This window comes from Pseudomonas sp. B28(2017) (assembly GCF_002113025.1).
Classification (GTDB): Bacteria; Pseudomonadota; Gammaproteobacteria; order Pseudomonadales; family Pseudomonadaceae; genus Aquipseudomonas.
Genome location: NZ_NEJH01000011.1, coordinates 73454 through 96911 on the forward strand (window position 1 = coordinate 73454; position 23458 = coordinate 96911).

Consider the following 23458-nt stretch of genomic DNA (forward strand, 5'->3'; position numbering starts at 1 on the left):
AGCATTTTGCTCCGCTACCGGTTCAGCCTGATCGGCCAAGGTGCGCAGTTTAGCGTGACAGGCACGAATTTCGAGGCTGTTTTTTCATTTACGGCCTATTAAATGCGACGGTTTACAGAGCACGCTCTGTCAGGCACTTGACAGCATCGGCTATGATAGCGGCTTTGTTTTGTCCGGCCTTCATTACGGCCATGCACTTGTACGTTCAAGGATCCTATGAGCAAGCCCACTGTCGACCCTACCTCGAATGCCAAGACCGGCCCTGCCGTGCCGGTCAACTTCCTGCGGCCGATCATCCAGGCAGACCTGGACTCGGGCAAGCACACGCAAATCGTTACCCGTTTCCCGCCTGAACCCAACGGCTACCTGCACATCGGTCACGCCAAGTCGATCTGCGTGAACTTCGGTCTCGCCCAGGAGTTCGGTGGCGTCACGCACCTGCGTTTCGACGACACCAACCCGGCCAAGGAAGACCAGGAATACATCGACGCGATTGAAAGCGACGTCAAATGGCTGGGCTTCGAGTGGTCCGGTGAAGTGCGCTACGCCTCGCAGTATTTCGACCAACTGCACGACTGGGCCGTCGAACTGATCAAGTCCGGCAAGGCCTACGTCGATGACCTGACCCCTGAACAGGCCAGGGAATACCGTGGCACCCTGACCGAACCGGGCAAGAACAGCCCGTTCCGCGACCGTTCGGTGGAAGAGAACCTCGACCTGTTCGCCCGCATGAAGGCCGGTGAGTTCAAGGACGGCGCACGCGTGCTGCGGGCCAAGATCGACATGGCCTCGCCGAACATGAACCTGCGCGACCCGATCATGTATCGCATCCGCCACGCTCACCACCACCAGACCGGCGACAAGTGGTGCATCTACCCGAACTATGACTTCACCCACGGTCAGTCGGACGCCATCGAAGGCATCACTCACTCGATCTGCACCCTGGAATTCGAAAGCCACCGTCCGCTGTACGAGTGGTTCCTCGACAACCTGCCGGTACCGGCCCACCCGCGCCAGTACGAGTTCAGTCGCCTGAACCTGAACTACACCATCACCAGCAAGCGCAAGCTCAAGCAGCTTGTGGACGAGGGCCACGTCAACGGCTGGGACGACCCGCGCATGTCCACGCTGTCGGGCTTCCGCCGCCGTGGCTACACACCGGCGTCGATCCGCAACTTCTGCGACATGATCGGCACCAACCGTTCCGACGGCGTGGTCGACTTCGGCATGCTCGAGTTCAGCATCCGTCAGGACCTGGACGCGAACGCCCCGCGCGCCATGTGCGTGTTGCGTCCGTTGAAAGTCGTGATCACCAACTACCCGGAAGACCAGGTCGAAAACCTCGAACTGCCGCGTCATCCACAGAAAGAAGAACTCGGCGTGCGCAAGCTGCCGTTCGCCCGTGAAATCTATATCGACCGCGATGACTTCATGGAAGAGCCGCCAAAGGGCTACAAGCGCCTGGAGCCAAACGGCGAAGTACGTCTGCGCGGCAGCTACGTGATCCGTGCCGACGAAGCGATCAAGGACGCCGATGGCAACATCGTCGAACTGCGCTGCTCGTACGATCCGGACACCTTGGGCAAGAACCCGGAAGGCCGCAAGGTCAAAGGCGTGATCCACTGGGTGCCGGCCGCTGCCAGCGTCGAGTGCGAAGTGCGCCTGTACGATCGTCTGTTCCGTTCTCCGAACCCGGAGAAGGCCGAAGACAGCGCCAGTTTCCTGGACAACATCAACCCTGACTCACTGCAGGTACTCACTGGTTGTCGTGCCGAGCCTTCGCTGGGCAACGCACAGCCGGAAGACCGTTTCCAGTTCGAGCGCGAAGGTTACTTCGTCGCGGATCTCAAGGACTCGAAACCAGGTCAGCCGGTATTCAACCGTACCGTGACCCTGCGTGATTCGTGGGGCCAGTGATTCAAGGAAGTTAACGTGCTTACGATTTACAACACGCTCACCAAGAGCAAAGAAGTCTTCAAGCCGCTCGATGGCAACAAGGTGCGCATGTACGTGTGCGGCATGACCGTGTACGACTACTGCCACCTCGGCCACGGCCGCAGCATGGTCGCCTTCGACCTGGTGACGCGCTGGCTGCGCTTTAGCGGCTACGATCTGACTTATGTGCGCAACATCACCGACATTGACGACAAGATCATCAACCGGGCCAACGAGAACGGCGAGTCGTTCGAAGCCTTGACCGAGCGCATGATCGCGGCGATGCACGAAGATGAGGCGCGCCTGAACATCAAGAAGCCGGACATGGAGCCGCGTGCCACTGACCACATCCCGGGCATGCACGCGATGATCCAGACCCTGATCGACAAGGGCTACGCCTACGCCCCGGGCAATGGCGACGTGTACTACCGCGTCGGCAAGTTCATGGGCTACGGCAAGCTGTCGCGCAAGAAGATCGAAGACCTGCGTATCGGCGCCCGCATCGAAGTCGACGAGTCGAAACAGGACCCGCTGGACTTCGTGCTGTGGAAAGCCGCCAAGCCGGGCGAGCCGAGCTGGGAATCGCCGTGGGGCGCCGGGCGTCCGGGCTGGCACATCGAATGCTCGGTGATGTCCACCTGCTGCCTGGGCGAGACCTTCGACATTCATGGCGGCGGCAGCGACCTTGAGTTTCCGCACCACGAAAACGAAATCGCCCAGAGCGAAGCGGCCACCGGCAAGACCTACGCCAACGCGTGGATGCATTGCGGCATGATCCGGATCAATGGCGAGAAGATGTCCAAGTCCTTGAACAACTTCTTCACCATCCGTGACGTGCTCGACAAGTACCACCCGGAAGTCGTGCGTTACCTGCTGGTGTCGAGCCACTATCGCAGCGCCATCAACTACTCGGAAGACAACCTCAAGGACGCCAAGGGCGCCCTGGAGCGTTTCTACCACGCGTTGAAAGGCCTGCCGAACGTGGCTCCGGCTGGCGGCGAAGCCTTCGTCGAGCGCTTCACCCAGGTGATGAACGACGACTTCGGTACGCCGGAAGCCTGCTCGGTGCTGTTCGAGATGGTCCGCGAGATCAACCGCCTGCGCGAGAGCGATCTGGACGCGGCGGCCGGTCTGGCAGCCCGTTTGAAAGAACTGGCCAGCGTGCTGGGTGTGTTGCAACTGGAGGCCGATGACTTCCTGCAGGCCGGCGCCGAAGGGCGGGTGGATGCCGCGCAAGTCGAGGCGCTGATTGCAGCGCGCCTGGCGGCACGTGCCGGCAAGGACTGGGCCGAATCCGACCGCATCCGCGACCAGCTCACCGCCATGGGCGTGGTGCTGGAAGACGGCAAGGGCGGCACGACCTGGCGTCTGGCTGACTGACAGCTGTAGTGCTTAAAAACAAAACCCGCCTTGTGCGGGTTTTTGTTTTTAGGTGGGGTGTAAGTATGACAGCGCCCCAGTTGGCGCTTTCGCGAGCAGGCTCGCTCCCACATTGGATCATTGTGATGTTTGAATTTTATACGCGACGCAGATCCCCTGTGGGAGCGAGCCTGCTCGCGAAGGTCTCAAACCGAACATCGCCTGTGCGGAACGCTCGTCATTCCGCCTGGCGCAACCGCTTGTAAAGGGTATTACGGCTTACTCCGAGCCTGCGCGCCAAATGGGAAATATTCCCCCCGACCGCCTGTAACTGCCGATTCAACTCCTCGGCATCATCAAGATCAACCGCCAGTGGCTCCTGCGACTCCACCGGTTCCATCTCCAGATCGACAAAAAAATCATCCGGCAAATGCTCCGGCCGTACCGGCTGTTCCTCGGCCATGGCCAGGGCCACCTGAATCACGCTGCTGACCTGACGCAGGTTGCCCGGCCAGGGGTGGCGGTCGAACAACTCCAGCACCTCCCGGCTCAAACCGGCCCACTGGCTCGGTTCGCGGTGTTGCTCCCACAATCGCTTGAACAGCGCCTGCTTGTCGCTGCGCTCGCGTAGCGCTGGCAGCTCCAGGGTCAAGCCGCCGATGCGGTAGTACAAATCTTCGCGGAAACGTCCCAGTTGTACCTGTTCGCGCAAGGAGCGGTTGGTCGCGGAAATGATGCGGATGTCCACCGGGAACAACTCACTGCTGCCCACCGGTTGCACGCAACGCTCCTGTAACACGCGCAGCAGGCGGGCCTGGGTCGGCAACGGCATGTCACCGATTTCGTCGAGAAACAGCGTGCCTCTGTCAGCCTTGCGGATCAGGCCGATGCTGCCTTTCTGGTTGGCCCCGGTGAACGCGCCTTTCTCGTAGCCGAACAGCTCGGATTCCACCAGTTCGGCGGGGATCGCTGCACAGTTTACGGCGATCAGCGCCTGTTTGTTTCGTGAACTGGCGTGGTGCAAGGCTTTGACAAATACTTCCTTGCCGACCCCGGTTTCGCCGTGGATCAACAGCGGGATGTCTTTTTCCAGCAGGCGTTCGGCCTGGCGCACGGCTTTTTCCACGCGGCTGTCGCCAAAGTGCAGGGTGTTGAGGCTGATCGCCGCTGGTGTCGGGTGCGTCACGGCAGGTTCGACGAACAGTCGCGGCTGGATCGGAACCTGCTTCGGCCTTTTCAGCAGGCACTGGAAGCGATTGCGTCCCGAGGCTTGCAGGGAGAAGGGCAGGCCTTCGGGTTGATTCAACAATTCCAGCAACGAGACCTTGAACAGGCTCTCGACACTGACCCGGGACAGACGCACCCCCAGCAGATTGTCGGCGCGGCGGTTGGCCGACAGCACCTGACCGGTTTCATCGAAAATCAGCAAGCCAGCCCATTGGCTGTCGAGGTTGTTCAGGCCGGTGTTGAACGTCAGTTGGAAATGTTGGCCATGGAACAGATTGAGGATCAGCCGATTCTCCACGGTCTGGCTCATCATCTTGACCATGCCCAGGGTGTGGGATGGCGGCAGATAGCTGTCACTGGACACGTCCAGCACCGCGATCACCTTGCGCTCGGCATCGAAAATCGGCGCGGCGGAACCGGTCATGAAGCGGTTGGCCTTGAGGAAGTGTTCGTCGTGCTCAATGTGCACGGCTTGTTCGCAGGCCAGGGCAGTGCCTATGGCGTTGGTCCCGGTGCAGCGTTCCATCCAGCTGGCGCCGGCGCTGAAACCCCGGGCCAGTTTGGGTTCGATGAAGCGCTGTGTTCCCCATGACGTGAGCACCTGGCCCTGATGGTCGGCGAGCATGATCAGGCAATTGGAATTGCTCAGGATATTCTCGTAGTAGGGCAGCACTTCCTGATGGGTGGTTTGCACCAGTGAATGCTGGCTTTCCAGCAGTTGCGCGATGCCCGCGGTCGGCAATTGGTCGAAGGCCGGCGTGCTCTGATGACTGAGGCCGAACGCGCGACAACGGGACCAGGAGTCCTGGATGATGGCGTCGTGGGATAACGTGGGGGCAGGTGCGGCCATTCAAGTCAGCCTCTGAAAAACACATTTATTGTTGTTATAGGTATTTCCCTGTGGGAGCGAGCCTGCTCGCGAAGCGGTGGGTCAGGCAACTTAATGTTGACTGACACTCAATCTTCGCGAGCAGGCTCGCTCCCACAGGTTTTGCAATTCAGGCTTTGCTCCAATGGAGGCAAAAAGCATCCGTAGAGTGTTGTTCACTAATGTTCATTGTCAACCGTTCGAGTGTTCAGTTGTTCAATCCCGATTGTTCATTTGTGTTCAGCAATGAACGTGACTCCCTAGTCATTTTCAGGAATTTCAAACTGAATCAATCGTTTGCAATTTCTGGCACAAATGTCGCTATACAGCTCCGGTCGCTTGATTCCAAAAATAAAAAAAGGCCGAGCCATGTCATTAACCCTGGAGCATGTCAGCCGCACCGTCGAGGGCCAGACCTGGATCGACGATGCCAACCTGAGTTTTGAACCCGGTTCCTTCAACGTTTTGCTCGGGCGCACGCTGTCTGGAAAAACCAGCCTGATGCGCTTGATGGCCGGGCTGGACAAGCCCGACAGTGGTCGCATTCTGATGAATGGCGTCGACGTCACCCAGCGCCCGGTGCGCTTGCGCAACGTGTCGATGGTGTATCAGCAGTTCATCAACTACCCGACCATGACCGTTTTCGAGAATATCGCCTCGCCGCTGCGCCAGGCCGGTGTGTCCAGCGAGCTGATCCAGAGCAAGGTGCTGGAAACCGCGAAGATGCTGCGCATCGAGAAGTTCCTCCAGCGCCATCCCCTCGAACTCTCCGGCGGCCAGCAACAACGCACGGCCATGGCCCGGGCGCTGGTCAAGGATGCCGAGCTGATCCTGTTCGACGAGCCGCTGGTCAATCTCGACTACAAGCTGCGCGAAGAGCTGCGTCAGGAAATGCGCGAGCTGTTCAAGGCGCGCCATACCATCGCGATCTATGCCACCACCGAGCCCAACGAGGCCCTGGCCCTGGGCGGCACCACGACCATTCTTCACGAAGGCCGGGTGATCCAGAGTGGCCAGTCTTCCTCGGTCTATCACCAGCCGCAATCGGTGCTGGCGGCGGAGCTGTTCTCCGAACCACCGATCAACCTGATGCCGGGGCGCATCGCCGGCAACGAAGTGAGTTTCGCCAATTTCGTGCACTTTCCGCTGAACGTGGATCTGCACCCGGTGGGTGAGGGCGAGTTCCGTTTCGGCGTGCGCCCGAGCCACATCTCGCTGGTGCCGAGCAACGATGACGACCTGGAACTGGCGGTGACCGTCGAGGTGGCGGAGATCAGCGGTTCGGAAACCTTCCTGCACGTACGCAACGAGCATTTCCTGCTGGTGCTGCACTTGCCGGGCGTTCACGAATACGACGTCGATGCGCCAATCCGCATCTACATCCCGACCCATAAACTGTTTGTGTTCGATACGCTGGGGCGGCTGGTGCAGGCGCCGGGCCGGCGTGTCGCGAGGGTTGCCTGATGGCCGAAATCCGTTTGCAGAGCCTCGCCCACAGCTACACCAGGACCCCGGTGGGACCTGAGGACTATGCGATTCGCGAGATGGACCACATTTGGGAGCAGGGTGGCGCCTACGCGTTGCTCGGTCCATCGGGCTGCGGTAAGTCGACCTTGCTCAACATTATTTCCGGGTTGCTCAGCCCGTCCCAGGGTCATGTGCTGTTCGACGGCAAAGCAGTCAACAACCTGACCCCGGAGAAGCGCAACATTGCCCAGGTTTTCCAGTTTCCGGTGGTCTACGACACCATGACGGTGTTCGATAATCTGGCCTTTCCGTTGCGTAACCAGGGCATGGCCGAGGCGAAGATTCACACCAAGGTGCAGGAAATTGCCGAAGTCCTCGACCTTCAGAATCTGCTGAGCAAAAAGGCTCGCAACCTCACCGCCGACGAAAAGCAGAAAGTCTCCATGGGCCGTGGACTGGTGCGAGATGACGTGTCGGCGATCCTGTTCGACGAACCGCTGACGGTGATCGACCCGCACCTGAAGTGGAAACTGCGGCGCAAGCTCAAGCAGATTCACGAGCAGTTCAACATCACCATGGTCTACGTCACCCACGATCAACTGGAGGCCTCGACCTTCGCCGACAAGATCGCGGTGATGTATGGCGGGCAGATCGTGCAGTTCGGCACGCCAAGGGAATTGTTCGAGCGGCCGAGCCACACCTTTGTCGGCTACTTCATTGGCAGTCCGGGGATGAATCTGATCGAAGTGCAGCCGCAACCGGGGGGCGTCGGGTTCGCCTCGACCCACCTGCCGCTGTCCGAGGCCATGCAACAGTGTATCGCCGAATCCGAATGGAAAACCCTGAAGGTCGGCATTCGCCCGGAGTTCGTCCATGTGTGGGACGAAGCCTTCGATGACGCGCTGCGGGCACAGGTCGTACACGTCGAAGACCTGGGCACCTACAAGATCATGACCCTCAACCTCGACGGCGTGCCGCTGAAGGTGCGCCTGGCCGAAGACAAACCGGTGCCGAAAGGCACGGCCTTCATCAGTTTTCCGGCGCAATGGCTGATGGTCTACGCCGACGAATTCCTTTTGGAAACCCAAAGCATTAATGAAGCGTCTGCCAACAAAAAAGAGGCACAGCCATGAACAAGGTGCAGAACAACAAGGCCTGGTGGCTGGTGCTGCCGGTGTTCCTGCTGGTGGCGTTCAGTGCGGTGATCCCGATGATGACCGTGGTCAACTATTCGGTGCAGGACATTTTCGACCAGTCCAGCCGCTATTTCGTTGGCGCCGACTGGTACAAGCAGGTACTGCTCGACCCGAGGCTGCATGACTCACTGCTGCGTCAGTTCATCTATTCCGCCTGTGTGCTGCTGATCGAAATTCCTTTGGGCATCGCCATAGCCCTGACCATGCCGACCAAGGGTCGCTGGTCTTCGGTGGTGTTGATCGTGCTGGCGATCCCGTTGCTGATCCCGTGGAACGTGGTGGGTACCATCTGGCAGATCTTCGGCCGTGCCGATATCGGCCTGCTAGGTTCGAGCCTCAATGCCATGGGCATCAGCTACAACTATGCGGCAAGCACCATGGACGCCTGGGTCACCGTGCTGGTGATGGACGTCTGGCACTGGACCTCGCTGGTGGCGCTGCTGTGTTTCTCCGGGTTGCGGGCGATTCCGGATGTGTATTACCAGGCGGCGCGGATCGACCGTGCTTCGGCCTGGGCGGTGTTCCGGCATATCCAGTTGCCCAAGCTCAAGAGTGTGCTGCTGATCGCCGTGATGCTGCGGTTCATGGACAGTTTCATGATCTACACCGAGCCGTTCGTACTCACGGGCGGCGGTCCGGGCAATGCCACCACCTTCCTCAGCCAGACCCTGACCCAGATGGCCGTAGGGCAATTCGACCTGGGGCCGGCAGCGGCATTCTCGCTGGTGTACTTCCTGATCATCCTGTTGGTGTCCTGGCTGTTCTACACCGCCATGACTCACTCTGACGCCAACCGCTGAGGCCCGCCATGAGCAAGAGAAAGCTGGTTCCGTTGCTGCTCTATATCCTGTTCCTGCTGGTTCCCATCTACTGGCTGCTGAACATGTCTTTCAAGAGCAATACCGAAATCCTTGGCGGCCTGACGCTGTTTCCGCAGGATTTCACCTTCCACAACTACAAGGTGATCTTCACCGACCCGAGCTGGTACACCGGCTACCTCAACTCGCTGTACTACGTGAGCCTGAACACGATCATTTCCCTGAGCGTGGCACTGCCGGCGGCCTATGCGTTCTCGCGTTATCGCTTCCTCGGTGACAAGCACCTGTTCTTCTGGCTGCTGACCAACCGCATGGCGCCGCCGGCGGTGTTCCTGTTGCCGTTCTTCCAGTTGTATTCATCGATCGGGTTGTTCGACACCCACATTGCCGTGGCCCTGGCCCACTGCCTGTTCAACGTTCCGCTGGCGGTGTGGATTCTCGAAGGCTTCATGTCCGGCGTGCCCAAGGAAATCGACGAAACCGCCTACATCGATGGCTACAGTTTTCCCAAGTTCTTCGTGAAGATTTTCATCCCGCTGATCGGCTCCGGCATCGGCGTCACGGCGTTCTTCTGCTTCATGTTTTCCTGGGTCGAACTGCTGTTGGCGCGCACCCTCACTTCGGTGAACGCCAAACCGATCGCAGCGGTGATGACCCGCACTGTCTCGGCATCCGGTATCGACTGGGGCGTACTGGCGGCGGCGGGGGTGTTGACCATCCTGCCGGGCATGCTGGTGATCTGGTTTGTTCGCAACCACGTGGCCAAGGGCTTTGCCCTGGGCCGGGTATGAGGAACTGATGATGGAATGGATGAGTTGGACCGTCCCCACGATGGCGTTCTTCGGCGTCATTGCCTTGATCCTGGTGGGCATGACCACCTGGGAGTTGCGTTCGCCGAGTGTGCTTCGGCGAGGTTTCCTGCCGATTGCCACCACCCGTGGCGATCGCTTGTTTATCGGTCTTCTCGGCAGCGCCTACCTGCATTTGCTGGTAATCGGCGTCACCGACTGGAGCATCTGGGTCGCTTTCGCGTTGTCCCTGGTGTGGCTGTTGGCTGTGATGCGTTGGGGCTAGTCGAGTCGCTCGGCAATGTTGCTCCGAAATCCCATACAGGAGGTCTCTATGTTCGACAAAAACAATAAGCTGCGACATAGCATTTCATTGGCAGCCATGCTGGCACTCAGTGGGTTGAGCGCAGCGGCCTGGGCCGATGCCTATGAAGACGCTGCGAAGAAATGGATTGGCAGCGAGTTCAAGCCATCCACCCTGACGGCCGATCAGCAACTGGCGGAATTGAAGTGGTTCATCAAGACCGCCGAGCCGTTTCGCGGGATGGACATCAAGGTCGTCTCGGAAACCATCGCCACCCACGAGTACGAGTCCAAGGTGCTGGCCAAGGCCTTCACCGAGATCACCGGGATCAAAGTCACCCACGACCTGCTGCAGGAAGGCGATGTGGTGGAAAAGCTGCAGACCGTGATGCAATCGGACAAGAGCATCTATGACGGCTGGGTCAACGACTCGGACCTGATCGGTACGCACTTTCGCTACGGCAAGACCGAAGCGATCACCGACCTGATGGCCAATGAAGGCAAGGACTTCACCTCGCCGACCCTGGACCTCAAGGACTTCATCGGCATTTCCTTCACCACCGCACCGGACGGCAAGATCTACCAGTTGCCCGACCAGCAGTTCGCCAACCTGTACTGGTTCCGCGCCGACTGGTTCGAACGCGCGGACCTCAAGGCCAAGTTCAAGGAAAAGTACGGCTATGAGTTGGGCGTGCCGGTGAACTGGTCGGCCTATGAAGACATCGCGAAATTTTTCAGCGAAGACGTCAAGGAAATCGACGGCAAGCGCGTCTACGGGCACATGGACTACGGCAAGAAAGATCCGTCCCTGGGCTGGCGCTTCACCGATGCCTGGTTCTCCATGGCCGGTGGCGGCGACAAGGGTATTCCCAACGGCTTGCCGGTGGACGAGTGGGGCATTCGAGTCGAGGACTGCCACCCGGTGGGTTCCAGCGTGACCCGCGGCGGCGACACCAACGGTCCGGCGGCGGTGTTCGCCACCACCAAGTACGTCGACTGGCTGAAGAAGTACGCGCCACCGGAAGCGGCGGGCATGACCTTCTCCGAATCGGGTCCGGTGCCATCCCAGGGCAGCATCGCCCAGCAGATTTTCTGGTACACCGCCTTTACCGCCGACATGACCAAACCGGGCCTGGCGGTGATGAACGCCGACGGCACGCCGAAATGGCGCATGGCGCCGTCGCCGCGTGGTCCGTACTGGGAAGATGGCATGAAACTGGGCTATCAGGACGTGGGCTCCTGGACCTTCATGAAGTCTACGCCTGAGAAGCAGAAACTGGCGGCCTGGCTGTACGCGCAGTTCGTGACCTCGAAAACCGTCTCGCTGAAGAAAACCATCGTCGGCCTGACCCCGATCCGCGAGTCGGACATCAACTCGCAGGCGATGACCGACCTGGCACCGAAACTTGGTGGTCTGGTGGAGTTCTACCGCAGCCCGGCCCGTGTGCAATGGACCCCGACCGGGACCAACGTGCCGGACTATCCTCGCCTCGCGCAGTTGTGGTGGAGCCACATCGCCGAAGCCGCCAGCGGCGACAAGACCCCGCAACAGGCACTGGACGGGCTGGCCAAGGATCAGGATGCAATCATGACCCGACTGGAGCGTTCGAAGGCGCAAGCCACCTGCGCACCGAAAATGAACCCCGAGCGCGACGCGCAGTACTGGTTCGATCAGCCGGGCGCACCGAAGCCGAAACTGGCGAACGAGAAACCGAAAGGCGAAACCGTGAGCTACAACGAACTGCTGAAATCGTGGGCGGATGCGCGTAAGTAAGTATTTGGGACTGTGAAAGGCGAACGGCACCGGAAGGTGCCGTTTTTATTTGTGCCTGATGGACCGCTTTCGTGAGCAAGCGACCCCGCGGGAGCAAGCTCCCTCGCCACAGATTCCTTTCAGGCTACATAACGGATATGTAATTTGCGCGCCACTGTCATGAAAGGTTCGGATTGTTACCTTGACCTCGTTAGTAAATTAAACGAGGAATCAAACATGAAACTTGCAGAACTGAGTGCGTTTGTAGCGGCGTTGGTGATGTCTTCTGTTGTTTTGGCAGAAGGTGGCGGTGACAAGGCGTTCGAAAAAATGATGGCGGCCAATGACCGCTCGGTGGAGATGTTTGTCGCGAAGGAACAGACGCGTACTCCCGTTGTATTGAATGAAAAAAAGGACGACAAGACCAAAGACTTGTAAGCGTGTCGCGCTGGAACTAGCCCGTCATCGAATGCCGATGGTGGGCTTTTTTTTGAGCCTGGATTTGAAAGTATTGGATATGAAAGTTTTTAAGTTGATGGCGTTCGTCGGTGTGATGGCGATGTCGTTGAATGCGCTGGCAGAAGGCGGCGGTGACAGGACGTTTGAGAAGGCGTTCAGTGCCAATGGCAAAGCCATGGAGCAATACGCGGCCGACCAAGGCAAACCTGCGCCAGTGTCGAAAGACTACGAATACGGGATGAAACTGGATGTGGTTAAAGTGGTGAGCGTTGTGCGGCCGCAAGTTGCTTGTGCCGTGGTGCCTACTGCCATGACCTATGAAGCGTAGAAGGTCGCAAATTCTCGCGCATGTGCAGGTATAGGATGACGCGACCAGTCCGGCAAGAATTTTCGAGTAATGCAAGGGGAGGGGACTTCGCAATTGACTCATCGGCTCACCCGCAGCACTATCTACCGATGAATGATCAATGCCGAATGAACATGATGTGTTCCTCTATGACCGCTTTCGGCGGGCCATAAGGTCATACGTGCTCGGCATTTGACGTGTTACCCAAAGCCCCGCCAGAGATGGACGGGGCTTTTTGATTCTCCGTCTGCACATGGCTGATGGAGAGTGAAATGTTCGAAATTGGAAAAGCCACCCAAAGCGACGCTCAGACTGCATTCGACATACGGCTGCTAGCCATTCGACATCAATGCATCGGTGCCTATACCGAAAAGCAAATGCTGACCTGGACATCGGGACCAGCTGAGGACGGTTACTGCGCACTGATGGAAAAGTGTTTCTATCTGGGCAGCGTTCGGAGTGAGCCCGTCGCGACAGGCATGCTGGATCTGGAGAACCGCGAAATCGGTGCGATCTTTATACATCCTGACTTTATGCAACGAGGCTTGGGCAAGCGCATTGTGAGCTTTCTTGAAGATCTGGCGCGGGATCTTGGCCTGATGGAAGTTCGTCTGGATGCGACTTTGAATGCCGCCGACTTTTATCGACGCTGTGGTTACATTGGGGAGGAGCCTGCGGTTTACCATTCCCCCTCCGGTCTTCAACTGGCCTGCGTTCCTATGGTGAAGAAACTGTGATGGCTTCGGGGCCGGCCTGAGTAGCACCGCATAATTCGGCGCCTGAAAGCTCCGATCTAAAAACGCAAAAACGGCACCCGAAGGTGCCGTTTTTGTTTACTACCGGGTATCGCTAAGCGATCAACCCGCCAGGCCCGACTGTTGAACCAGGTTCAGCAGCGGTTGTGGGTACAGGCCGAGGAAGAAAGCCAGTACCGCGATGGCCAGCAGCATCACGCCGCCCGCACGCTGTTCCCAGTGCAGTTGAGCATCGACGCGGCGCAGGTTCGGTTCGATCAGGTACAGGGTGACCATCACGCGCAGGTAGTAGAACACGCCGATGGCGCTGCCCAGAACCAGCGAGCCGACCAGCCACCATTGGTGCGATTCGACACCGGTGGCGATGATATAGAACTTGCCGATGAAGCCCGCGGTCAGCGGGATACCGGCCAGGGACAGCATCATCACGGTCAGCACGGCGGTCAGGTACGGACGGCGCCAGAACAGGCCGCGGTATTCGTACAGGGCGTCTGCGTCACGGCCTTTGTATGGCGAGGACATCAGGGTGATCACGCCGAAGGCGCCGAGGCTGGTGATCACGTAGGTGACCAGGTACACGCCGATGGCTTCCACGGCCAGACCCTTGCTCGCCACCAGGGCGATCAGCAGGTAACCGAAGTGGGCGATGGACGAGTAACCCAGCAGACGCTTGAGGTTGCTCTGGGTCAGGGCCAGCAGGTTACCGAACAGGATCGACGCGATGGCGATGATGGTCAGCACGTTGCTCAGCACGCCGCTGCTCGCCGCTGGCGAGATCTGGAACAGACGCACCATCACCGCGAACACGGCAACCTTGGAAGCAGTCGCCAGGAACGCTGCGACTGGCGCCGGAGCACCTTCGTAGACGTCCGGAGTCCAGAGGTGGAAGGGTACCAGCGACAGCTTGAACGCCAGGCCGATCAGCATCATGCCCAGGCCCAGTTGTGCCAGCGAGCTTGGCAGACCGGTAGCCGCCAGCGCTTGGCCGATGCCGACGAAGCTCAGGGAGCCGGCGTCAGCGTAGAGCAGGGCCATACCGAACAACAGGAACGCGGAACCGGCCGCCGACAGCACCATGTACTTGATACCGGCTTCCAGCGAGCGCTTGTTGAAGAAGGCATAGGCCACCAGACCGTAGACCGGCACCGACAGCAGTTCCAGACCGACGAACAACCCGGCCAGGTGCTGTGCGCTGACCAGCACCAGGCCACCGGCGGCGGACATCAGGATCAGCAGGTACAGTTCTTCACGGTTGCCCGGGTAACCTGTGCCACCATCGCCGAGGTAGGCGTGGGCGAGGGTGACACAAGCGAGGGTGGCGACCAGGATCAGCGCCATGTACAAGCAAGCGAAGCTATCGATTTGCAGCAGTGGGGTCACAGCCAATGGCGCGACCTTCAAGGCTGGCAGGATCGACAGCAACGCCAGGTTCAGACCTGCCACCGAAATCAGGAAGGTCTGCGAGTGGTTGCGGCGCCAGGCGATCGCCAGCATCACCACGATGATCGTGGCGCTGGTAATCAACAGCGGCGCTAGCGCGATAAAGTGTTGAGTCGTGAATTCCATAGCGCTCTTACCGGGCCGAAGCGAGTTGAGTGAAGGCGGTGCCGAGCCATTGCTGCACGCCATGCATCGTAGCGGCAGAGGTATCGAGGAACGGTTGCGGGTAGATGCCGATGTAGGCCAGCAACGCGGCCAGACCGACCACCATGATCATTTCGCGACCGTCCATGCCATGCATCACCGCGTCCGACCTGGCCGGGCCGAAGTAGGCACGATGGATCATGATCAGCGAGTAGACCGAACCGAACACCAGACCGGACGTCGCGATGATGGTGACCCATGGGGCGATCGGGAAAGTGCCGATCAGGATCAGGAACTCACCGACGAAGTTGCCGGTACCCGGCAAGCCCAGCGACGCGGCGGCGAAGAACAGGCTGAGGGCCGGCAGGTAAGCGATCTTCGACCACAGGCCACCCATCTCGCGCATGTCGCGGGTATGGGTGCGTTCGTACAGTTGGCCACTCAGGATAAAGAGTGCCGCCGCCGACAGGCCGTGCGCCAGCATCTGCATCACCGCGCCCTGCAGTGCCAATTGGCTGCCGGAGTAGATGCCGATCAGTACGAAGCCCATGTGGGAAACGGACGAGAAGGCAATCAGACGCTTGATGTCGGTTTGCGCGAACGCCAGGAATGCACCGTAGAAAATCCCGATCAGACCCAGGGTCATGGCGAACGGCGCGAACTCGGCCGAGGCATTCGGGAACAGCGGCAGGGCGAAACGCAGCAGACCGTAGGCCGCTGTCTTCAGCAAGATACCGGCGAGGTCGACGGAACCTGCGGTCGGCGCCTGGGCGTGAGCGTCAGGCAACCAGGAGTGGAACGGCACCACGGGCAGTTTCACCGCGAAGGCGATGAAGAAGCCGAGCATCAGGATGTACTCGGTGGTGGTCGACATCTTGGTCTTCAACAGGTCGGCGTAGTTGAAGGTAATCACGCCGGTGTCGTTGAAGTTGACCAGTACCAGACCCAGGATCGCCACCAGCATGATCAGGCCGGAAGCCTGAGTGAAGATGAAGAACTTGGTCGCCGCGTAGATCCGGGTTTTCTTGCCGTCCGAAGAACTGTGACCCCAGAGCGCGATGAGGAAGTACATCGGCACCAGCATCATTTCCCAGAAGAAGAAGAACATGAACAGGTCGAGGGCGAGGAACACGCCGACGACGCCGCCCAGGATCCACATCAGGTTCAGGTGGAAGAAGCCAACGTGACGCTGGATCTCTTTCCACGAGCAGAGTACCGAGAGGACACCCAGCAGGCCGGTCAGCATGATCATCAACAGCGACAGGCCGTCGAGGGCCAGGTGTACGTTGATGCCAAAGCGCTGGATCCAGACGTGCTTGAACTCAAGCGCCCAGGTCGGATCGGCACCCGGTGCCGGAGCAAACGAATAGTCACCGTTGGCCCACAGCCAGAGGCCGAGGGAGAGCAGCAGGGACATGGTGATCAGCGCAATCCAGCGGGGGAGGGTGGCGCCGAAGCGCTCACCCATCCAGCACAGCAGGCCGCCGATGAAGGGGATCAGGATTAGCCAAGGCAGAATCATGACGGGCTCAATTCCTTTCGCAAGTTCGCAAGGTTCATATCAGACCGCTACCAGCACGACGGCGCCGATAACCAGTACGGCACCAGCAGCCATCGAGGCGGCGTACCAACGCAGTTGACCGGTCTCGGTACGGCTCAGGGCGGTGTGACCGCCTTTGGCCATACGCGGGATCAGACCGATGGTCTGGTCCAGCGGGTCTTTGCGCAGGATGTGGTTGATCGCCAGGTATGGCTTGACGAACAGTTTGTCGTAGATCCAGTCGAAGCCCCAGGCAGCGAACCACCAGGCCGACAGGATACGGCCGATGCCGCTGTTGGCGATGGCGGTGACGAAGCGACGCTTGCCGAGGAACAGCAGTGCGGCCAGCAGGATGCCGGAAAGGGCGATGGCGCCCGAGGCGATTTCCAGGCTGTGCTTGGCTTCGCCGCCGGCATGGCCGACGCTTTCCGGCAGTACGCCGTGAAGTGGTGGAACGATCATCGCGCCGATGGCGGTGGACAATACGATCAGCACCGACAGTGGCAGCCAGTGGGCGATGCCGTGACCGGCGTGGGCTTCGGTCTTCGCTTCACCGTGGAACGCGATGAAGATCAGGCGGAAGGTGTACAGCGAGGTCATGAACGCGCCGACCAGGCCCGCATACAGCAGACCGTGGTTGCCGCTGGCGAACGCTTCCCAGAGGATTTCGTCCTTGGAGTAGAAGCCTGCGGTTACAAGAGGCAGGGCCGCGAGGGCCGCGCCGCCGACGATGAAGCTGGCGTAGGCCAGTGGCAGTTTCTTCCACAGACCGCCCATCTTGAAGATGTCCTGCTCGTGGTGGCAGGCAACGATCACCGCACCGGAAGCAAGGAACAACAGGGCCTTGAAGAAGGCGTGGGTCATCAGGTGGAAGATCGCGCCATCCCAGGCACCGACGCCCAGGGCCAGGAACATGTAGCCGATCTGGCTCATGGTCGAGTAGGCGAGGATACGCTTGATGTCGGTCTGAACCAGAGCCGCGAAGCCGGCCAGAACCAGGGTCACGCCACCGACGATGCCGACCAGATGCAGGATTTCCGGCGCCAGGGTGAACAGGCCGTGGGTACGGGCGATCAGGTAGACACCCGCGGTCACCATGGTTGCAGCGTGGATCAGTGCCGAAACCGGAGTAGGGCCGGCCATCGCGTCCGCCAGCCAGGTTTGCAGCGGCAGTTGCGCGGATTTACCGACAGCGCCGCCCAGCAGCATCAGGGTGGCCAGGACCATCCAGATATTGCCGGCCTGGAATTTCTGCGGTGCCAGCACCAGCAGTTCCTGAACGTTCAGCGTGCCCAGTTGGGCAAACAGGATGAACAGGCCGATGGCCATGAACACGTCACCGATACGGGTCACGATGAAGGCCTTGAGTGCCGCGTTACCGTTGTTGCGGTTGCTGTAGTAGAAACCGATCAACAGGTACGAGCACAGGCCCACGCCTTCCCAGCCGAAGTACAGGAACAACAGGTTATCGCCCAGCACCAGGAACAGCATGCTGGCGATAAACAGGTTGGTGTACGCGAAGAAACGCGAGTAGCCGTCTTCACCGCGCATGTACCAGGAAGCGAACAGGTGGATCAGGAAGCCGACGCCGACCACCACACCAAGCATGGTCAGGGACAGACCATCCAGGTACAGCGCGAAGTTCGGCGTGAAGCCTTCCACCGCCATCCACTGCCACAACACCAGGGTGTAGTGACCGCCTTCCGGTGGTGCGACGTTGAATTGCCAGATCACGTAAGCCGCGACGATGGCAGACAAGCCGACGGAACCGACGCCGATCAGCGCCGACAGGTTTTCCGAGAGGCGGCCGCGAGAAAACGCCAGCAGCAGGAAACCTATGAGAGGGAACAGGAAAGTCAGATAGAGAAGATTCATCCGCGCATCTCACTGGCAGCGTCGATATCGAGCGTGTGGAAGCGGCGATACAGTTGCAGCAGGATCGCCAGGCCAATACTGGCCTCGGCGGCTGCCAGGCTGATCACCAGGATGAACATGATCTGTCCATCCGGTTGCGCCCAGCGGCTACCGGCAACGATGAACGCCAAAGCGGAGGCATTCATCATGACCTCCAGGCTCATCAGCACGAAGAGGATGTTGCGGCGGACCATCAGGCCGACCAGGCCGAGGCAGAACAGGATGCCGGCAACCGCCAGACCATGCTCCATGGGGATAGCAGGCATCGTCATTGCTCCTTGGCTTCGTTACGGCCCAGATGGAACGCCGTGACGGCTGCGGCGAGCAGCAGCATCGAGGCGAGTTCGACCACCAGCAGGTAAGGACCGAACAGGCTGATGCCCACGGCCTTGGCGTCTACGGTGGTGTGACCGACGGCCTGGCCGCTCTGGTGGGAGAACAGCACATACAGCAGTTCCACCAGCAGCAGCGCGGCGAGGGCGACCGGGCCGCCCCAGATACCGGGCTTGAGCCAGACGCGCTCTTGCTGAACCGAGGCCGGGCCCAGGTTCAGCATCATTACCACGAACACGAACAGCACCATGATGGCGCCAGCGTAGGCGATCACTTCCAGTACACCGGCAAACGGCGCGCCGAGGGCGAAGAACGTCATCGCCACGGCGATCAACGAAATGATCAGGTAGAGCAGGGCGTGCACAGGGTTGGTGTTGGTGATCACGCGAAGCGTGGACACCACAGCGATACCCGATGCGAAATAGAAAGCGAATTCCATCTTTCTTCCTTAAGGCAGCAAGCTCTTCACGTTGACCGGTTCGGCTTCATTTTGCGCGGAGCCTTTCGGCTTCCCGGCAATCGCCATACCTGCAACACGATAGAAGTTGTAATCAGGGTTTTTGCCGGGGCCGGAGATCAGCAGATCTTCTTTCTCGTAAACCAGGTCCTGACGTTTGAACTCGGCCATTTCGAAATCCGGTGTCAGCTGGATTGCGGTGGTCGGGCAGGCTTCCTCGCAGAGGCCGCAGAAAATGCAGCGCGAGAAGTTGATGCGGAAGAAGTCCGGGTACCAGCGACCGTCTTCGGTTTCAGCTTTCTGCAGCGAGATGCAACCGACCGGGCACGCCACGGCGCACAGGTTGCAGGCTACGCAACGCTCTTCGCCGTCGGGGTCGCGGGTCAGGACGATACGCCCACGGTAGCGCGGCGGCAGGTAGACCGGTTCCTCCGGGTACTGCAGCGTGTCACGCTTGCGGAAGGCGTGGCCGAAGATCATCACCAGGCTGCGAAGCTGGGTGTAGAGGCCATGCACGATGTCAAAAATGTACTTCATGATTCTCTATCCTCACTGAGCCGCGACGGCGGGCGTGTCGAGCAACACGATCGCAGCGGTCACCAGCATGTTGACGAGGGTCAGCGGCAGGCAGAACTTCCAGCTGAAATCCATCACTTGGTCATACCGTGGGCGCGGAATCGAAGCGCGCAACAGGATGAAGATCATGATGAAGAACGCGGTTTTCAGTGCGAACCAGATGAACGGGATCTGTGGCAGGATGCCGAACGGACCGTGCCAGCCACCGAAGAACAAGGTCACCAGCAGTGCCGAAATCAACACGATGCCGATGTACTCACCCACGAAGAACATGCCCCATTTCATGCCGGCGTATTCAATGTGGTAACCGTCGGCCAGTTCCTGTTCCGCTTCCGGCTGGTCGAACGGGTGACGGTGAGTCACGGCCACGCCAGCGATGAAGAAGGTCAGGAAACCGAAGATCTGCGGAATGATGAACCACAGATGCTGGGCCTGGTAGTCGACGATGTCGCGCATGTTGAACGAGCCGGCCTGGATCACGATGCCCATCAGCGACAGGCCCATGAACACTTCGTACGACACGGTCTGTGCCGAGGCACGCAAGCTGCCCAGCAGGGCGAACTTGTTGTTGCTCGACCAACCGGCGAACAGCACCGCGTAGACCGACAGACCGGCCATGGCGAAGAAGAACAGGATACCGATGTTCAGGTCCGCCACGCCCCAGGTCGGGGTGATCGGGATGATCGCGAAGGCAATCAGCAGGGCGCTCATGGCCACGACTGGTGCCAGGGTGAAGATCATCTTGTCGGCGAACGGCGGCGTCCAGTCTTCCTTGAAGAACATTTTGATCATGTCGGCAGCGATCTGGAACGCACCGAACGGACCCACGCGGTTCGGGCCGTAACGGTCCTGCCAGAGGGCGAGCAAGCGACGCTCGACCCAGCTGAGCAGGGCGCCGCAGATCACCACGGCAAGCAGGATCACCACGGCCTTGAGGACCGCGATGATGATGTCGATCACTTCAGGAGTGAACCAGGTCATTGAGCTGCCTCCTGCAGACCGTCAACGGATTTGCCAAAGATTGCTGGCGGAATGCCGGCGATGCCCGCAGGCAGTGCCACCAGGCCGGCGCCCAGCTCTTCATTGATGCGCAGCGGCAGACGCAAGGTCTGGCCGGCCACGTTGAAGCTCAGCATGGCACCGTCGTTGACGCCCAAGCGGTCAGCTTCGGACTTGGCCAGTGCGACGTAGGCAGCTGGAATGCGTTCCTGAACCGGAGCGGCTTTCGAAGAGTTCTCTTCGCTGCCGAACAGGTGGAAGAACGGCACGACCTGCCAGGTGCCCTGGGCCGGATTGAACGCGCGCGGAACACTGGCGAACCAGTTCAGCGAGTCTCCGGTGCTTTCGATCAGGCGGGTGCCCGGGTCGCCAGCGCGGATGTGACCACCGACTTCGTCCTGGAACTTGTTCCAGGCTTGCGGCGAGTTCCAGCCTGGAGACCAGGCGAATGGCACTTGCTGACGCGGTTCGGCCGAACCCGAGTAACCTTCCATCGAGAAGGCGAACGCGGTGTCCTTGTCCTGCGGGGTACGCGGTTCGTGCACGCTGATGTCGGCGCGCATGGCGGTACGACCGGAGTAACGCAGCGGTTCGCGGGCCAGTTTCAAGCCTTTGATACGGAACGCGGAGGACGGTGCAGCGTCGACGATGGCCGCCAGCTGGGGAGTGCTCGAAGCCACGGCTGCAGTGACGTGGTCCAGTTGGGTCCAGTCGATCGGCTGATTCAGCAGGGTGGCGCGCAGGGCGTGCAGCCAGCGCCAGCCTTCGTGAACCAGGATACTGGCGTCCATGTACTGCGGGTCGAAAACCTGGAAGAAGCGCTGGGCGCGGCCTTCCTGGCTGACCAGGGTACCGTCGCCTTCAGCGAAGCTGGCGGCTGGCAGGACCAGGTGCGCGCGATCGCTGGTGGCGGTCTTCTGATGGTCGGCGACGATGACCACTTTCGCAGCGGTCAGGGCGGCATCGACACGGGCTTTGTCGGTACGGGTGTACAGATCGTTTTCCAGCACGACGATGGCGTCGGCACGGCCGTCGATCACCGCTTGCAGCGCGGCGTCGACCGATTCACCACCGAGCATGGCCAGGCCGAGGCTGTTGGCCTCCGGCACGATCAGGCTGATGGAACCGTTCTTCTCGCGCAGCTTCAGGGCTTTCGCAATGTTGGCAGCGGCTTCGATCAGCGCTTTGGAGCCCAGGGAAGTACCGGCGATGATCAGTGGGCGCTTGGCCGCGAGCAGGGCGTCGGCAATGCGCTTGGCCAGCTCGAGGGCCTCGGCGTCCAGGCCTTCGACGGCTGGAGCGCTGGCATCGAGGGCGTGAGCCACGGCGAAACCGATGCGGGCCAGGTCGTCGGGAGCTGCGTGAACGCACTCTTCGGCCACGTCGTCGAGTTTGGTTTCAGCCAGGCTGGCGATGAACAGCGGGTTCAGCGCGTGCTGACCGATGTTTTTCACCGCGGCGTCGAGCCAAGGCTGGACACGCATGGCGTCGGCCATGTCTTCGGCCTTGCCCTTGACCGATTGACGCAGGGCCAGGGCCATGCGCGCAGCGGTCTGGGTCAGGTCTTCACCGAGGACGAACACGGCGTCGTGGTCTTCGATGTCGCGCATGTTCGGCACAGGCAGCGGGCTGTCCTTGAGCACTTGCAGGACCAGGCGGATGCGCTCCAGCTCGGAAGCTTCGATACCCGAGTAGAAGTGTTCGGCACCGACCAGTTCGCGCAGCGCGTAGTTGCTTTCGAGGCTGGCGCGTGGCGAACCGATACCGACGATGTTGCGGCCGCGCAGCAGGTCGGCGGCTTTATCCAGTGCTTCGTCCAGACTCAGTTTCGCGCCGTTGGCCAGCAGTGGCTGACGTGGGCGATCCTTGCGGTTGACATAGCCATAACCGAAACGGCCACGGTCGCACAGGAAGTACTGGTTCACCGAACCGTTATAGCGGTTTTCGATGCGACGCAGTTCGCCGTAACGCTCGCCCGGGGAGATGTTGCAACCGCTGGAGCAGCCATGGCAGATGCTCGGCGAGAACTGCATGTCCCACTTGCGGTTGTAGCGCTCGGAGTGCGTCTTGTCGGTGAACACGCCGGTCGGACAAACCTCGGTGAGGTTGCCGGAGAACTCGCTTTCCAGGGTGCCATCTTCAACGCGACCGAAGTACACGTTGTCGTGGGCGCCGTACACACCGAGGTCGGTGCCGCCGGCGTAGTCCTTGTAGAAGCGCACGCAGCGGTAGCAAGCGATGCAGCGGTTCATTTCGTGGGAAATGAACGGGCCCAGTTGCTGGTTCTGGTGGGTACGCTTGGTGAAACGGTAGCGGCGCTCGTTGTGGCCGGTCATTACCGTCATGTCTTGCAGGTGGCAGTGACCGCCTTCCTCACAGACCGGGCAGTCGTGAGGGTGGTTGGTCATCAGCCATTCAACAACACTGGCGCGGAATGCCTTGGACTCTTCATCTTCGATGGAGATCCAGGTGTTGTCGGTGGCAGGGGTCATGCAGGACATGACGATACGACCACGGGTGTCGTTCTCGTCGGTGTACTGCTTGACCGCGCACTGGCGGCAAGCGCCAACGCTGCCAAGGGCAGGGTGCCAGCAGAAATAAGGGATATCGAGGCCTAGCGACAGACATGCCTGTAACAGGTTGTCTGCCCCATCGACTTCGAGCTCTTTGCCGTCTACGTGGATAGTGGCCATGGTTCAAAGTTCTTCGTTGGCCCGGTGTCAGCGGGCGTGGCTAATGGAATCTTGTCATTCGCGTGAATCAACACAGCCGCTTGCGGCG

Annotated in this window: 19 protein-coding genes and 1 pseudogene; 11 read left to right on the forward strand and 9 right to left on the reverse strand. The window is 60.0% G+C overall.

Going from position 1 to position 23458, the window contains the following annotated elements; genetic code table 11:
- The first annotated feature begins 216 nt into the window (after window positions 1–216).
- On the forward strand, window positions 217–1917 hold the full coding sequence (locus tag CAF65_RS22820; RefSeq protein WP_085718300.1) for a glutamine--tRNA ligase/YqeY domain fusion protein: 1701 nt from the start codon (window positions 217–219) through the stop codon (window positions 1915–1917).
- 15 nt (window positions 1918–1932) lie between these two features.
- Window positions 1933–3315, forward strand: a complete 1383-nt coding sequence (cysS, locus tag CAF65_RS22825) for a cysteine--tRNA ligase (protein ID WP_085718301.1) — start codon at window positions 1933–1935, stop codon at window positions 3313–3315.
- Window positions 3316–3532: 217 nt separating this feature from the next.
- On the opposite strand, the gene CAF65_RS22830 is transcribed toward cysS, so the two are convergent.
- Window positions 3533–5371 (reverse strand): sigma-54-dependent Fis family transcriptional regulator, encoded by a 1839-nt coding sequence (locus CAF65_RS22830; protein ID WP_085718302.1) that lies wholly within the window; start codon window positions 5369–5371, stop codon window positions 3533–3535.
- Between the two features lie 387 nt (window positions 5372–5758).
- Between CAF65_RS22830 and CAF65_RS22835 the strand changes: the two genes are divergently transcribed.
- From CAF65_RS22835 to CAF65_RS22875, 9 genes and pseudogenes are all read left to right on the forward strand, one after another.
- The gene (locus tag CAF65_RS22835; protein ID WP_085718303.1) at window positions 5759–6853 is read left to right on the forward strand and encodes an ABC transporter ATP-binding protein; all 1095 of its coding nucleotides are present in this window, start codon (window positions 5759–5761) and stop codon (window positions 6851–6853) included.
- Window positions 6853–7989 carry an ABC transporter ATP-binding protein gene (locus CAF65_RS22840; protein ID WP_085718304.1) on the forward strand — a complete coding sequence of 379 codons (1137 nt, stop codon included), beginning with the start codon at window positions 6853–6855 and terminating at the stop codon, window positions 7987–7989. Before CAF65_RS22835 ends, CAF65_RS22840 begins: the two co-directional genes overlap by 1 nt.
- On the forward strand, window positions 7986–8852 hold the full coding sequence (locus tag CAF65_RS22845; RefSeq protein WP_008020692.1) for a carbohydrate ABC transporter permease: 867 nt from the start codon (window positions 7986–7988) through the stop codon (window positions 8850–8852). The genes CAF65_RS22840 and CAF65_RS22845 overlap by 4 nt, the downstream gene beginning before the upstream one ends.
- 8 nt (window positions 8853–8860) lie before the next feature.
- Window positions 8861–9661, forward strand: a complete 801-nt coding sequence (locus CAF65_RS22850) for a carbohydrate ABC transporter permease (RefSeq protein WP_085718305.1) — start codon at window positions 8861–8863, stop codon at window positions 9659–9661.
- A 10-nt stretch (window positions 9662–9671) separates the two neighbouring features.
- Entirely contained in the window at window positions 9672–9944 is a 273-nt protein-coding gene (locus CAF65_RS22855) for a DUF2160 domain-containing protein (RefSeq protein WP_085718374.1), read from the forward strand.
- A 48-nt stretch (window positions 9945–9992) separates the two neighbouring features.
- Window positions 9993–11735, forward strand: a complete 1743-nt coding sequence (locus CAF65_RS22860) for an ABC transporter substrate-binding protein (protein WP_085718306.1) — start codon at window positions 9993–9995, stop codon at window positions 11733–11735.
- Between the two features lie 216 nt (window positions 11736–11951).
- Entirely contained in the window at window positions 11952–12152 is a 201-nt protein-coding gene (locus CAF65_RS22865) for a co-regulatory protein PtrA N-terminal domain-containing protein (RefSeq protein ID WP_085718307.1), read from the forward strand.
- Between the two features lie 79 nt (window positions 12153–12231).
- Window positions 12232–12495 (forward strand): annotated as a pseudogene (locus CAF65_RS22870) (co-regulatory protein PtrA N-terminal domain-containing protein); the annotation flags it as partial.
- A gap of 296 nt (window positions 12496–12791) precedes the next feature.
- Complete coding sequence (locus CAF65_RS22875) at window positions 12792–13256, forward strand: GNAT family N-acetyltransferase (protein ID WP_085718308.1); 465 nt, start codon at window positions 12792–12794, stop codon at window positions 13254–13256.
- Window positions 13257–13376: 120 nt separating this feature from the next.
- Here CAF65_RS22875 and nuoN read toward each other — a convergent pair whose 3' ends face one another.
- From nuoN to nuoG, 8 genes are read right to left on the reverse strand one after another with little or no spacing between them, the layout of a single operon-like run.
- Window positions 13377–14840, reverse strand: a complete 1464-nt coding sequence (nuoN, locus tag CAF65_RS22880; protein ID WP_085718309.1) for an NADH-quinone oxidoreductase subunit NuoN — start codon at window positions 14838–14840, stop codon at window positions 13377–13379.
- A 7-nt stretch (window positions 14841–14847) separates the two neighbouring features.
- Window positions 14848–16380, reverse strand: coding sequence for an NADH-quinone oxidoreductase subunit M (gene nuoM / locus CAF65_RS22885; protein WP_085718310.1), 1533 nt, complete (start codon window positions 16378–16380; stop codon window positions 14848–14850).
- 39 nt (window positions 16381–16419) lie between these two features.
- Entirely contained in the window at window positions 16420–18273 is a 1854-nt protein-coding gene (gene nuoL / locus CAF65_RS22890) for an NADH-quinone oxidoreductase subunit L (RefSeq protein WP_085718311.1), read from the reverse strand.
- Complete coding sequence (gene nuoK, locus CAF65_RS22895; RefSeq protein ID WP_007946416.1) at window positions 18270–18578, reverse strand: NADH-quinone oxidoreductase subunit NuoK; 309 nt, start codon at window positions 18576–18578, stop codon at window positions 18270–18272. Before nuoK ends, nuoL begins: the two co-directional genes overlap by 4 nt.
- A gap of 2 nt (window positions 18579–18580) precedes the next feature.
- Window positions 18581–19084, reverse strand: coding sequence for an NADH-quinone oxidoreductase subunit J (gene nuoJ / locus CAF65_RS22900; RefSeq protein ID WP_085718312.1), 504 nt, complete (start codon window positions 19082–19084; stop codon window positions 18581–18583).
- A gap of 9 nt (window positions 19085–19093) precedes the next feature.
- The gene (gene nuoI, locus CAF65_RS22905) at window positions 19094–19639 is read right to left on the reverse strand and encodes an NADH-quinone oxidoreductase subunit NuoI (RefSeq protein WP_218191728.1); all 546 of its coding nucleotides are present in this window, start codon (window positions 19637–19639) and stop codon (window positions 19094–19096) included.
- A gap of 12 nt (window positions 19640–19651) precedes the next feature.
- Entirely contained in the window at window positions 19652–20659 is a 1008-nt protein-coding gene (gene nuoH, locus CAF65_RS22910; RefSeq protein WP_085718314.1) for an NADH-quinone oxidoreductase subunit NuoH, read from the reverse strand.
- Entirely contained in the window at window positions 20656–23370 is a 2715-nt protein-coding gene (gene nuoG / locus CAF65_RS22915) for an NADH-quinone oxidoreductase subunit NuoG (RefSeq protein ID WP_085718315.1), read from the reverse strand. Before nuoG ends, nuoH begins: the two co-directional genes overlap by 4 nt.
- Between the last annotated feature and the right edge of the window lie 88 nt (window positions 23371–23458).